The sequence below is a fragment of the Roseovarius sp. genome, assembly GCF_018066915.1.
GTDB lineage: Bacteria > Pseudomonadota > Alphaproteobacteria > Rhodobacterales > Rhodobacteraceae > Roseovarius.
In genome coordinates this window covers 1-11,442 of record NZ_JAGPVV010000176.1, presented here as the reverse complement: position 1 = coordinate 11,442, position 11,442 = coordinate 1, and the positions used below count along the sequence as shown (strand labels likewise).

General features: G+C 61.9%; 14 protein-coding genes. 8 read left to right on the top strand and 6 right to left on the bottom strand.

Features of this window, described 5'->3' with window-relative positions; genetic code table 11:
• The 8 genes from KBT70_RS09515 to KBT70_RS09480 form a co-directional block, all read left to right on the top strand.
• Positions 1 to 477: hypothetical protein (locus KBT70_RS09515; RefSeq protein WP_296631914.1), on the top strand; the 477-nt coding region annotated here is incomplete at its 5' end.
• Between the two features lie 51 nt (positions 478 to 528).
• A complete protein-coding gene (argS, locus tag KBT70_RS09510) occupies positions 529 to 2,274 on the top strand; it encodes an arginine--tRNA ligase (protein WP_296631911.1) in 1,746 nt (581 codons plus the stop codon).
• 73 nt (positions 2,275 to 2,347) lie between these two features.
• On the top strand, positions 2,348 to 3,265 hold the full coding sequence (locus KBT70_RS09505; protein ID WP_296631908.1) for an SPOR domain-containing protein: 918 nt from the start codon (positions 2,348 to 2,350) through the stop codon (positions 3,263 to 3,265).
• A complete protein-coding gene (gene nagZ, locus KBT70_RS09500) occupies positions 3,241 to 4,269 on the top strand; it encodes a beta-N-acetylhexosaminidase (protein WP_296631904.1) in 1,029 nt (342 codons plus the stop codon). The genes KBT70_RS09505 and nagZ overlap by 25 nt, the downstream gene beginning before the upstream one ends.
• The gene (locus tag KBT70_RS09495; protein WP_296631901.1) at positions 4,262 to 5,050 is read left to right on the top strand and encodes a ScpA family protein; all 789 of its coding nucleotides are present in this window, start codon (positions 4,262 to 4,264) and stop codon (positions 5,048 to 5,050) included. Before nagZ ends, KBT70_RS09495 begins: the two co-directional genes overlap by 8 nt.
• A 4-nt stretch (positions 5,051 to 5,054) precedes the next feature.
• Positions 5,055 to 5,714, top strand: coding sequence for an SMC-Scp complex subunit ScpB (gene scpB, locus KBT70_RS09490; protein WP_296631898.1), 660 nt, complete (start codon positions 5,055 to 5,057; stop codon positions 5,712 to 5,714).
• A gap of 524 nt (positions 5,715 to 6,238) precedes the next feature.
• A complete protein-coding gene (locus tag KBT70_RS09485; RefSeq protein ID WP_296631896.1) occupies positions 6,239 to 6,868 on the top strand; it encodes a sulfotransferase family 2 domain-containing protein in 630 nt (209 codons plus the stop codon).
• Positions 6,869 to 7,058: 190 nt separating this feature from the next.
• On the top strand, positions 7,059 to 8,201 hold the full coding sequence (locus KBT70_RS09480) for an HPP family protein (RefSeq protein WP_296631893.1): 1,143 nt from the start codon (positions 7,059 to 7,061) through the stop codon (positions 8,199 to 8,201).
• Positions 8,202 to 8,243: 42 nt separating this feature from the next.
• On the opposite strand, the gene KBT70_RS09475 is transcribed toward KBT70_RS09480, so the two are convergent.
• From KBT70_RS09475 to KBT70_RS09450, 6 genes are all read right to left on the bottom strand, one after another.
• Complete coding sequence (locus tag KBT70_RS09475; RefSeq protein WP_296631890.1) at positions 8,244 to 8,666, bottom strand: VOC family protein; 423 nt, start codon at positions 8,664 to 8,666, stop codon at positions 8,244 to 8,246.
• A 114-nt stretch (positions 8,667 to 8,780) separates the two neighbouring features.
• Positions 8,781 to 9,221 (bottom strand): SRPBCC family protein, encoded by a 441-nt coding sequence (locus tag KBT70_RS09470; RefSeq protein WP_296631887.1) that lies wholly within the window; start codon positions 9,219 to 9,221, stop codon positions 8,781 to 8,783.
• 2 nt (positions 9,222 to 9,223) lie between these two features.
• On the bottom strand, positions 9,224 to 9,628 hold the full coding sequence (locus KBT70_RS09465) for a DUF1428 domain-containing protein (protein WP_296631884.1): 405 nt from the start codon (positions 9,626 to 9,628) through the stop codon (positions 9,224 to 9,226).
• Between the two features lie 60 nt (positions 9,629 to 9,688).
• Complete coding sequence (locus KBT70_RS09460) at positions 9,689 to 10,111, bottom strand: VOC family protein (RefSeq protein WP_296631880.1); 423 nt, start codon at positions 10,109 to 10,111, stop codon at positions 9,689 to 9,691.
• A gap of 23 nt (positions 10,112 to 10,134) precedes the next feature.
• On the bottom strand, positions 10,135 to 10,776 hold the full coding sequence (locus KBT70_RS09455) for a TetR/AcrR family transcriptional regulator (protein ID WP_296631877.1): 642 nt from the start codon (positions 10,774 to 10,776) through the stop codon (positions 10,135 to 10,137).
• A gap of 183 nt (positions 10,777 to 10,959) precedes the next feature.
• On the bottom strand, positions 10,960 to 11,442 hold a 483-nt coding region (locus KBT70_RS09450), incomplete at its 5' end, for a response regulator (protein ID WP_296631875.1).

Here is an 11,442-nt window from a genome sequence, read left to right as displayed (position 1 = left end):
GTGCGGGGGCGGATCGAAACACTGGCGCTCGATGTGATGCGCCCGTCGGTTTGTGCGCGATTGGGCGACCTCTGGGGAGCCACGCCGATTGATGTGCTGATCCACCTGCAACCCCTGCGCATGGCGGGGCGGCTGGGGGCCGTGACCTTGGCGGTGTCGGCGCTGACGCGGGCGTTGAGGCCGGGATTGGCGGCGGCGCGGGGCAGAGTCTTGATCGTCAATGCGGTGCCTTGCGCGGGGGCAGGGGCGGCGGAACGCGCCTGCCGTCTGGGGCTTGATCATCTGGGTGGCTATTTGGCGGAAGAGGCGGGCGGTGCGTTGCCGGTGCATACGCTGCGCCTGATGCGGGCTGCGGGCGCGGGCAAAGCGGCGGCGCTGTCGGTGCTCTTGGAACCTGCGCTGTTTTTGGGCTTTGGCCTGGCCCAAGGGGGCGGGCTGCGGTCGTCGAGCGTCACGGTTTGCGCCGCTTGTGATTGACGCGCCGCGCGCCGTTGGATAACCCGAGCCAAGGCAGCAAGGATAGCTTTTATGAACCTCTTTACCGATATGCGCGACCTCGTGCTGGAAACGCTGGCCGCGATGCAGGCGGCGGGCCAGTTGCCCGAGGGGCTGGAGTTGGCCAGTGTGACGGTCGAGCCGCCGCGCGATGCGGCGCATGGCGATATGGCAACCAATGCGGCGATGGTGCTGGCGAAACCTGCGGGTCTCAAGCCGCGCGAGATTGCGGAAGGATTGGCGGCGCGGTTGATCGAGGATGCCCGCGTGGAGAGCGCCGAGGTGGCGGGGCCGGGATTCCTCAACCTGCGGCTGGCCCCGGCGGTCTGGCAGCGTGTGGCGCGGGCGGCGTTGACCGAAGGCACGGGCTATGGCCGTTCAACCCTTGGGGCGGGCAAGCGCGTGAATGTGGAATATGTCAGCGCCAATCCCACAGGCCCGCTGCATGTGGGCCATACGCGGGGCGCGGTTTTTGGCGATGCTCTTGCGCGGCTTTTGGATTACGTGGGCTATGAGGTCACGCGCGAATATTACATCAACGATGGCGGCGCGCAGGTCGATGTGCTCGCCCGGTCGGTCTATCTGCGGTATCTTGAGGCGCATGGGCAGGCGGTGGCCTTTGCCGATGGCACCTATCCCGGTGATTATCTGATTGAGGTGGGCGAGGCGCTCAAGGCGGAAGTGGGCGATGCCTATGTGGACGAGCCCGAGGCGGTCTGGCTGGAGCCGATCCGCGATTTCGCCACGGACAAGATGATGGCGCTGATCCGCGAGGATCTCAAGGCGCTTGGCGTCGAGATGGACGTGTTCTATTCGGAAAAGTCGCTCTATGGCACGGGGTTGATCGAGGCCGCGATCGAGGATTTGCGCAGCAAGGGCCTGATCTATCGCGGTGTGCTGGAGCCGCCCAAGGGCAAGATGCCCGAGGATTGGGAGCCGCGCGAGCAAACGCTGTTCAAATCCACCGAACATGGCGACGATGTGGATCGCCCGATCATGAAATCGGATGGCGGCTGGACCTATTTCGCGCCCGATATTGCCTATCATTATGACAAGATCAGCCGGGGGTTCGACCTCTTGATCGACGTCTTTGGCGCGGATCATGGCGGCTATGTCAAGCGGATGAAGGCGGCGGTCTCGGCGCTGTCGAATGGCCGGGTGCCGGTCGATATCAAGCTCTGCCAACTGGTCAAGCTCTACAAAAACGGGGAACCGTTCAAGATGTCCAAGCGCGCAGGCACCTTTGTGACGCTGCGCGATGTCGTGGATCAGGTGGGCGCGGATGTGACACGTTTCGTCATGCTCACGCGCAAGAACGATGCGCCCTTGGATTTCGATTTCGACAAGGTGTTGGAGCAGTCCAAGGATAACCCGGTGTTCTACGTGCAATATGCCAATGCACGGGTGAATTCGGTGCTGCGCAAGGCGGCGGAGGCCGGGATTGCGGTGGATGATGCCACGTTGGCGGGTGCGGACCTCAGCGGGTTGACCCATGAGGCGGAGTTGGCGGTGGCGCGCAAGATCGCCGAATGGCCGCGTCTGGTCGAGATCGCCGGTCGCACCAATGAGCCGCACCGCGTGGCGTTTTACCTCTATGATCTGGCGTCCGATCTGCATGCGCTGTGGAACCGGGGCAATGACGATGCGTCGCTGCGGTTCATCCAAGAGGGCGATGTGGCCACATCACAGGCGAAAATCGCCCTTGCGCGTGCTGTAACCGTTGTCATTTCTGCAGGTCTTGGTATTCTTGGCGTCACTCCGGCGGAAGAGATGCGTTAACGCACCAAGCCGGGGGTGAGGCAGAAGAAACCATCCCCGGCGACCATGTATCGCCGGAGAGCAAGAGGCGGACATGGCAGATATGCACTATGCGCGGCCCGAACCGGGGCCTGAGCGGGCGAAGTTCATTGTCAGGCTGACCAATCTGACCGGCGCGGCGCTCTCGCTTGCGCTGCTGGCGGGGGTTGGGGTTTGGGGCACCAAGATGGTGATGCGCGATGTTTCGGGCGTGCCGGTGGTGCGCGCAACGGAAGGGCCGATGCGCGAAGCCCCGGCCGATCCTGGCGGTGATGCGGCGGCCAATCAGGGCCTAGCGGTCAATGCGGTGGCGGCAGAAGGCACGGCGGCGGCCCCGGCGGATCGGCTGGTTCTGGCCCCGCCGCCCCTGGAATTGTCGCTCGAGGATGTGGCCCCGTTGACGCAGGCGGAAGAGGCGGCACCGCGCGCGGAGATGGCGGAACCCGAACCGCAAGCCGCGCCCGAAGAGGTGCAGAATGCCTCGATGCTCGCGCTTGCAGATCAGATTGCGGCGGGGGCTGCGCCAATGGCCCCGCTGGAAGAAGAGGTGACGGGGGCCGACGCGGTTGAAGTGCCAGAGGCTGAGGAGGTCGCCGGTACGCAGGCAGTGCGCCCGCGGGCGCGCCCGGCGGCGCTGACCTCGGTGCCCGAAGCGATTGCGCTGGCGGTGGCGGCGGCGCAATCAGCGCCCTCGGACGAGGTGGATGCCGACACGATCCCGCTTGGCACGCGATTGGCGCAACTGGGGGCGTTTGACTCGGCTGAGGTGGCGCGCGCGGAATGGGACCGTCTGGCGGGCCGATTTGGTGATTTTCTGGATGGCAAACAACGGGTTATTCAACGCGCTGAAAGTGGCGGGCGCACGTTTTATCGGCTGAGGGCGATGGGCTTTGCCGATCTGGGGGACGCGCGGCGGTTCTGTTCGGCGCTGGTCGCGGAACGGGCCGAGTGCATTCCGGTGGTCACGCGGTGACGCGGTTCGGGGCGACGATCCTCGATGCGGAGGGTCTGCGGCTGACGGCAGAGGAAAAGGCGCTGTTTCGCGACCAGCGCCCGTTTGGATTCATCCTATTCGCGCGCAACATCGAAAGCCCGGATCAGGTGCGCGCGCTTGTGGCCGAGATGCGGGAGGCCGCAGGGCATGACGCGATGGTCACGATTGATCAGGAAGGGGGCCGCGTGCAGCGCTTGCGCGCGCCGCTCTGGCGGGACTGGCCTGCGCCCCTCGATCAGGCAGAGGCGGCGGGTGGCCGCGCGGCTGAGGCGATGTATCTGCGATACCGTTTGATTGCGGAAGAGTTGCACGCGCTTGGCATCGACAGCAATTGCGCGCCGCTGGTTGATGTGGCGGGGCCTGCAACCCATCCGTTCCTGCGTAATCGCTGCTATGGCACTGATGCCCATACGGTCGCGACCTTGGGACGTGCGGTGGCGAATGGTTTGCTGGACGGGGGCGTATTGCCGGTGGTGAAGCATATCCCCGGACATGGCCGCGCCGAGGCCGACAGCCATCATGATCTGCCGGTGGTGACAGCGGATAAGAGTGACCTGCAAGCCACGGATTTTGCACCGTTTCAGACGCTCAACGATCTGCCGCTCGGGATGACGGCGCATCTGGTTTATACGGCGATTGATGCGGCCCCTGCCACGCTCTCGGCCCCGATGATGCGGGTGATCCGGGACGAGATCGGCTTTGACGGTCTGATCATGACCGATGATATTTCGATGAAGGCGCTGCGGGGCACGCTGCCGGACCTGTCGCGTGCCGCTCTTGACGCGGGCTGTGATGTGATCTTGCATTGCAACGGCACGCTGGCGGAGCGGATGGCCGTGGCCGACGCCGCAGGCGAGATGAGCGATGCTGCGCAAATCCGCGCGGAGCGGGCGCTGACATGGCGCAAGACCCCCCAAGAGATTGACATTTCCGCCCTCTCGGCACAGCTTGATGCGCTGATGGGCGGGTGTGCGCATGGTTGAGGACGATTTTGACAGGGACGAGAGGCCGGTCAATGTGGCCGAGCGGCTTGCCGCTGAGGCGCTGATTGTCGATGTGGATGGGTTCGAGGGGCCGCTGGACCTTCTCCTGACGCTGAGCCGGACGCAGAAAGTGGACCTGCGCAAGATTTCCGTGCTGGAACTGGCACGGCAATATCTGGCCTTTGTCGAACGCGCCAAGGCGCTGCGGCTGGAGCTGGCGGCGGATTATCTGGTGATGGCGGCCTGGCTCGCCTTTCTCAAATCCCGCCTGCTGTTGCCGCCTGACCCGAGCGAAGAGGGACCATCGGGCGAGGATTTGGCGGCGCATCTGGCGTTTCAGTTGGAGCGGTTGCAGGCGATGCGCGATTGTGCGGCGCGGCTGATGGGGCGGGACCGGCTGGGGCGCGATTTCTTTGCGCGCGGTGTGCCAGAGGACGTGGCGCGCCTGCGGCGTGTGACCTATACGGCGACGCTGCTCGATCTCATGCAGGGCTATGCAAGGATCAGGACGCGCGATGAATTCCGGCCCTTTGTGATGGACCGCGATGCGCTCTTTACCATGGAGCAGGCGTTGGAGCGGATGCGCGGGCTGATCGGCTATGCGGGCACCTGGACCGATATTCTGAGCTATCTGCCCGAGGGATTTACCACCGATCCTGGGCGGCGGCGGTCGGCCACGGCCTCGACCTTTGCGGCGGCGCTGGAACTGGTCAAGGAAGGGCGGGCAGAGTTGCGGCAGGCCGAGGTTTTCGCGCCCATCGAGTTGCGGCGCAAGGATTAAGAGCATGGCGGAAGTATCAGAAGAAAAAGAACAAAGCCTGTTTCAAGCGCCGCCCATCGGCGAGCAGGAGCGGATGATCGAGGCGATGCTCTTTGCGAGCGCCGAGCCTCTGACGACGCGTGACATGGCCGAACGAATGCCGCATGGCAGCGATCCCGCAGAAGCGCTCGTTCATCTGCGCAAGCGCTATGAGGGGCGCGGGGTGCGTGTGGTCAAGGTGGGTGATGCCTGGGCGATCCGCACAGCACCTGACCTCGGCTATCTGATGAGCCGCGAGACGGTGGAGACCCGCAAGCTGAGCCGGGCCGCGATTGAGACGCTGGCGATCATTGCCTATCATCAGCCGGTGACGCGCGCCGAGATCGAGGAAATTCGTGGCGTGGCGGTCAGCCGGGGCACGGTGGATCAACTGCTCGAAATGGAATGGATCCGGTTCGGGCGGCGCAAGATGACGCCGGGGCGGCCGGTGACATTTGTCGTCACGCAAGAGTTTCTGGATCATTTCGGGCTGGAGAGCGCGCGCGATCTGCCGGGATTGAAGGAGTTGCGGGCTGCTGGTCTCTTGGATAATCGCCCACCGCCCGGCACGATGCCGACGATGGGCAGCGAAGACGCGGACGAGGACGAGGGCGCGCCGGGGCAAAACGAGTTGTTCGAGGATTAAGACGCGCAGGCGCCCCCCAATCCCTGCCGTCTTGGGTTCAAAAATGAATCAATATATTTCAACAGTTTAGACGGACCGGGATAATTTTTTATCTCTGGTTGTGAAACCTTATACCGTGCTGTTGCGTTACGTGTCTGTTCCGAATTCATTCCTGAGGAGAAGAATGGCACGGATCGCGGATCACGGTTTTGCCCTCGCGCCCTTTGCCAAGGGGCTGCGGGTGTTGGACGCGCTGCGTTTGAAAAGGATGGCGCACAGTAACTCTCAGTAACGAGCACCCCGGAGGGTCAAAAGCCCATCCGGCGACATGAGGGGGAGCCTGCCCTGCGCAGGGTCTTGTCGGAAACGTCGCAAGAAAAGAGCGGCAGAAAGGGGCAGGGATGAGCAAGGCAACACGACGGAAGATTATCCGAAAGTCCGGATTCGAGCGTACCATCAGGGGGTTGCGGTCTGATATTTCCCAGCTTGTCGCGGCCGGGCATCATGCCGCGCGGCTCAACCGTGGGCAACCTCAGACGCCAGACATGGTGTTTATTTGGATTCCCAAGACTGCCGGAACCTCTGTTTTTGAAGTGCTGCGGCATCACTATGGCATGAAGAAATTGAAAACCATCGACACCTGTTTCTCGTTTCCTCAAAGGGGTGCGGTCACGTTTGGACATATGTCCTATAACGATTTGCTCGCGACGGGGGTTGTCCACGAAGGGTTTTCAAAGCGGGCCTACAAGTTTTCCTTTGTGCGCTGTCCCTATGCGCGCGCTGTGTCCTTGTTCAACTATTTGAAGCAGACCGGCGCGCTGGACGCTGACCTATGCTTTCACGCCTTTCTGGATGATGTGCATCGGGCCCGACCTGCTGTCGGCATGTACAATGTGGCAGGGCTGAGCCAGACGAACCCGCAGGTGGATTGGCTCATTGGCGCGGATGGGGCGTTTGTGACGGACGAGATATTCAAGCTAGAGGACATGGGGGAATTCTGCCGCGCGCTTGAAGCGCGTTTTGGGATCGCGCCAGAGGTCGAGAGAAAGAATGTGAGTGAGAAGCAAGTTCTCATGGATGAGATTGCAGAGGACCGAGAGGTGCTGGAAAAGATCGAGGAGATTTACAAGCGGGACTTTGACATTCTGGGCTATGACAGAATTTCGAGACCCTAGAGCGTTTCGGCCTCTCGTTGGGATGGCAAAAACGCTTTAAGACCCTGATTTGGTGCAAATTAGAGCTGAAATAGTCCCTCAACGCATTCTGAAAATGCTTTAGCGCAGGTTGTGCGGATTGCGGCAAGGACCGCTTGAATCTCTCCCAAAGTGATGAAACTTTGTGCAAATCTGCTAGGGGGCCGCGCATTTGCATATTCTGAGATCACTTGGCCCTGCCGTTCCGAGAGTGTCCGGTGTCGAAGCGCTTCGGGCGGGCCTTGGGGCGTTGATCGGATTGGGGCTGACGGGGCTCTTCCTGTTGTCGCCGGGCATTGATCTGGCGTTGGGTCTTTATCTCGTGGCCCCCTTTGGGGCGTCGGCTGTACTGCTCTTTGCCGTGCCGAACAGCCCGCTGGCGCAGCCTTGGTCTGCGATTGTCGGCAACACCGTTGGGGCGCTGGTGGGGGTGGCGGTGTGCCTGCTTGTTGGGGATGAGACCTTGCGGATTGCGCTGGCGGTCGGTCTTGCGATTACCGCGACGATCCTCTGTCGTGCGCTGCATCCCCCTGCCGGGGCTGTTGCCATGACGGCGGCCATGTCGCCGGAGGCTGTCGCCGATCTGGGGTTCTGGTTTGCCGTGGCCCCCATTGGCATCGGCACGACGGCACTTGTCCTGCTCGCGACTGGTTATGCGCGGCTTACGGGGCGGCATTATCCGTTCCGGCAATTCGATGATCCGAGCAAGCACAGGACAGAAGACCGCAATCCGACAGAGCGATTGGGGCTCTCGGAAGAGGCGCTGACGGGGATTCTCGAGCGTTTTAGCCAGTCGTTCAACCTTGGGGTCGAGGATCTGGCGCGGTTGATCGGTGCGGCAGAATTGCAGGCGGCCGCGCAGTCGACTGGTCCGTTGACCGCGCAGGACATCATGTCGCGCGATCTTGTGACAGCCCGACCGGAGACCCCGCTGGGCGATATCGCGGATATCTTTCGCAAGCATCGGTTCACTTCGCTGCCGATTGTGGGGCATGACGCGATGTTTCTGGGCGTGATTTTCCAGATGCATCTCATCACCCAAGCCCGAGAAGACGCGCTGCGGCTCAAGCGTGGCTACTTGCCCGCGCTGCGGCGCTTGTTGGACCGGGATCGGGAAAAGCCGATGACGGCGAGTGACATCATGAGTGTTGCGGTTCCGCGTGTGACGACAAACACGCCAATCGGCGCGCTACTGCCCATGATGGCGGATGGGGAGACCGATGCTGTGCCCGTGATTGCATATGGCAAGATCGTGGGCATTGTCACGCGCACGGACCTGATCGCGGCCCTTGCCCGCCGCGCGGCGCGGTCCTGATGCGCTGATACCAAGGAGGCTCTTGCGCGGGGGGGATACCTGTTAGTCCGGGGGCAGCAGCGCGGGGTTCCAGACCACTTCCCACACGTGGCCATCGGGATCGGTGAAATAGCCCGCGTAGCCGCCATAGAAGGTGTCTTGCGGTGGCTTGATGATCCGTGCCCCCGCCTGTTCGGCCTGAACCAGGATGTCATCGACATCTTTGCGCTGTCGGACATTGTGTCCGATGCTCATCGCGGTGGAGCAGACCGTCGTCTTGGGCAGCCCGGTGTCATGCGAGAGGTCGTCCTGTGCCCAGATCGCAAGTTTGAGCCCGCCGGAGAGGTCGAAAAAGGCCACGGCACCATGCGCGAATTCGCGACCGATAATACCGTCCGTGGGCAGGCCCAATCCATCGCGGTAGAACACGAGCGCGCGGTCGAGATCGGCCACGCCGAGTGTGAGAACAGAAATTCGTGGTTGCATATCCATACCCTTGGTTCCGGTGCCACGCCGTGTGGATGCCGCGATGGTCTTGGGCCGCCGCATTTGTGACGAAAGGGCCCCCTCGCCGGGGGCCGTGCCTGTCCAACGCGCCTGTCAGGTGATCTCTGGTGCGACGAGGCGCATGAGTTTCTCGAGGCTTTGTTGCCAGCCGAGATAGCAGGCTTCGACCGGGATCAGGTCGGGCAGGTTCTCTTGGATCACCGTCATGTCGGTGCCGACCGAGACCGGCCTGAGCGTGATGGTCACGCGCATCTCGCCGGGCAGGTTCGGATCGTCGAACGCATCGGTGTAGACCAGCCTTTCGTCTGGCACGAGGTCGAGATAGGTGCCGCCGAAGGCATGGCTCTCGCCGGTGGTGAAGTTGCGAAACGACATCCGGTGCTTGCCGCCTGTCGTCGCGTCCAGCTCGTGCACGGTGCAGGTAAAGCCATAAGGCGGCAGCCAGCTTGCCACGGCATCGGGTTCGATAAAGGCGCGATAGACCTTGGCGGGACTGGCCGCGATGACGCGGTGCAGAGTGATCTTGTTTGGCATGATCAGGACTCCTCGGATGATGTGGCGCTCGTCACCTCGACCACCGGTGCGAACCCGCCATAGATCAGCCGCTTGCCGTCAAAGGGCATCGGGTTCTTTCTGGGGTCCATCCGCGGGTCGGCATGGTCGGGGTTTTCCATCCAATCCATCATCTTTTTCATCGCGGCATCGCGCGTGTCCTTGTCGGGCCATTCGATCCAGGAAAAGACCACGGTTTCATCCTCCTTGGCCTGAACCGCCTTGTGAAAGTCGGTGATCTTGCCGGTTTGCACATCGTCGCCCCAACATTCGAGGACACGCGTGGCCCCAAGGTCGATGAACACGCTGTCACCCAAGCGGGCATGCGCGATGAACTTGTCCTTGTTCGCGGTCGGCACCGCGATCACGAAACCATCAATGTAAGACATATCTTCCTCCTCTGACGTCTGGTTGAACTGGAGTTTGAGGGCGCGCTTGGGCACGCGGCGTCATGCAGTCCTCTTGTTGCCTTCGTAGTTGAGCATCCATGGTGTTCCGTATCTGTCGGTGAACATGGCAAATCGTTCTGCCCAAAAGGTTTCGTGGGGGGCCATTTCCACGACCTCGGCCTCATGCGCCAAGGCCTCGTAGACACGGTCGAATTCCGCGTGCGATGCGGGGGCGATCGAGAGGCGAAAGCCGCGCGGTTTGTCATACATCTCATCATTGTTGTCCGAGGCCATGACCCCGACATTTCCAAGCTGCATGTGCATGTTCATGATCATGTCATCGCCGCCGGGCATACGGCTTTCGGGGTCGGGCGCATCGCCATTGCGGAACACCCCGGTGATGGTGCCGCCAAGGGTGTCGGCGTAGTGGGTCATCGCCTCGAGGCAATTGCCCTTGAAGAAAAGATAGAGTGTCGGTTCCATGTCCGTGATCTCCTTTCACATGGTCATTGCAACCCCTCACGTCCGCTGTTGGTCGTGAAAAGCATGTCGATGTAGCGTTTGAGGTGATCGACGCTGTCGCGGGCGATGGCGCGGTCGCCGGTCGCTTTGGCAAGGATGAAGGCACCTTGCAGGACGGCTTGGGTGTGGGCCGCAAGACTGGCCGGGGTCCAGTCCGCTTTGATCCCGCGCGCGTCCATGGCGGCGGCGATATCCGGCTCCAGCGTGGCGGCATGGCCAAAGATGCTGGCCGCGCAGGCCTCGCGGATGATCGGGTGAGAGCCATAGACCTCTTGCGCCATGGTCCCGACAAGGCAGGTGAATTCGGCAAGATCGCCCTGAATGATCTCCTTGCGAAAGTCGAGATATCCAAGCAGGCGGGCGAGGGGGTCGGCATGGGCGTGATAGGGGGCCGCCGCGAAAAAGGCCGAGGTTGTTTCGGCCCAATAGGCGGCTGCGGCCACGCCGAGCGCCTCTTTGCTTTCGAAATGATGAAAGAACGCGCCTTTGGTCACGCCTGCGGATTTGCACAGGTCATCGACTGTGGTGGCGGCGAACCCTTGGGCGCGGATGATGTCGCGGGCGGCTTCGAGAAGCCGGGTGCGTGCTGCGCCGCGTTCGGGGTTTTGTTTGGTTGGTCTGGGCATGACATTAACATACCAACCGGATGGTATGCTTGTCGAGTATCCAAATTCGCATCGGCCAATTTTCGCGCGTTGCGGGCGCGCCGAGGGATCGATGCCTGAGACCGGCACCGTTCAACACGCTAAAACATCGGATTTGGCACAATTTGGAGCCGTGCCAACCACTCTGAGTTTTCTGAACCAACTTTACTCGGATTTACCCTGCACGCGCCCGTAGCGGCCAATCAGTTCTGGGACCGTGCGGCAACCGGTTTTCAGCAGGATCTGGGCGCGATGCTTGTCGACCGTTCGCGGGCTGATGTCCAACTCTCGCGCGACGCCTTTGCTTGAACTGAGTTCCGGCCGTTCGATCATCAACCGGAACACCTCGATCTCGCGGTCGGTGAGGGAGGCAATGGCGCGCTCCATTTCGAGATGCTGGCTTCTTCTCTCTTGCTCCTTGCGATCCAGTTCAAGGGCCTCTTCCACCCGGTCCGCGAGAACCTGTGGATGATAGGGCTTTTCCAGAAAATCAATGGAGCCTGCCTTGGTCGCCTTGACGGATTCCGGAATTCCGCCATGGCCGGTTACAAAGATGATCTGCGCGGGTATCTTGTCTTCGATCAGTTTGGCCTGAAGTTCGAGGCCGCTGAGACCCGGCAGGCCGAAGTCCAGAACAATGCAGCCGGG

Coding starts and splice junctions, on each gene's coding strand:
- KBT70_RS09495 (WP_296631901.1), top strand. CDS start 4,262: ATGGTTGAGGACGATTTTGACAGGGACGAGAGGCCGGTCAATGTGGCC.
- KBT70_RS09465 (WP_296631884.1), bottom strand. CDS start 9,628: ATGTCTTACATTGATGGTTTCGTGATCGCGGTGCCGACCGCGAACAAG.
- argS (WP_296631911.1), top strand. CDS start 529: ATGAACCTCTTTACCGATATGCGCGACCTCGTGCTGGAAACGCTGGCC.
- KBT70_RS09455 (WP_296631877.1), bottom strand. CDS start 10,776: ATGCCCAGACCAACCAAACAAAACCCCGAACGCGGCGCAGCACGCACC.
- KBT70_RS09475 (WP_296631890.1), bottom strand. CDS start 8,666: ATGCAACCACGAATTTCTGTTCTCACACTCGGCGTGGCCGATCTCGAC.
- KBT70_RS09485 (WP_296631896.1), top strand. CDS start 6,239: ATGGTGTTTATTTGGATTCCCAAGACTGCCGGAACCTCTGTTTTTGAA.
- KBT70_RS09460 (WP_296631880.1), bottom strand. CDS start 10,111: ATGGAACCGACACTCTATCTTTTCTTCAAGGGCAATTGCCTCGAGGCG.
- KBT70_RS09505 (WP_296631908.1), top strand. CDS start 2,348: ATGGCAGATATGCACTATGCGCGGCCCGAACCGGGGCCTGAGCGGGCG.
- scpB (WP_296631898.1), top strand. CDS start 5,055: ATGGCGGAAGTATCAGAAGAAAAAGAACAAAGCCTGTTTCAAGCGCCG.
- KBT70_RS09470 (WP_296631887.1), bottom strand. CDS start 9,221: ATGCCAAACAAGATCACTCTGCACCGCGTCATCGCGGCCAGTCCCGCC.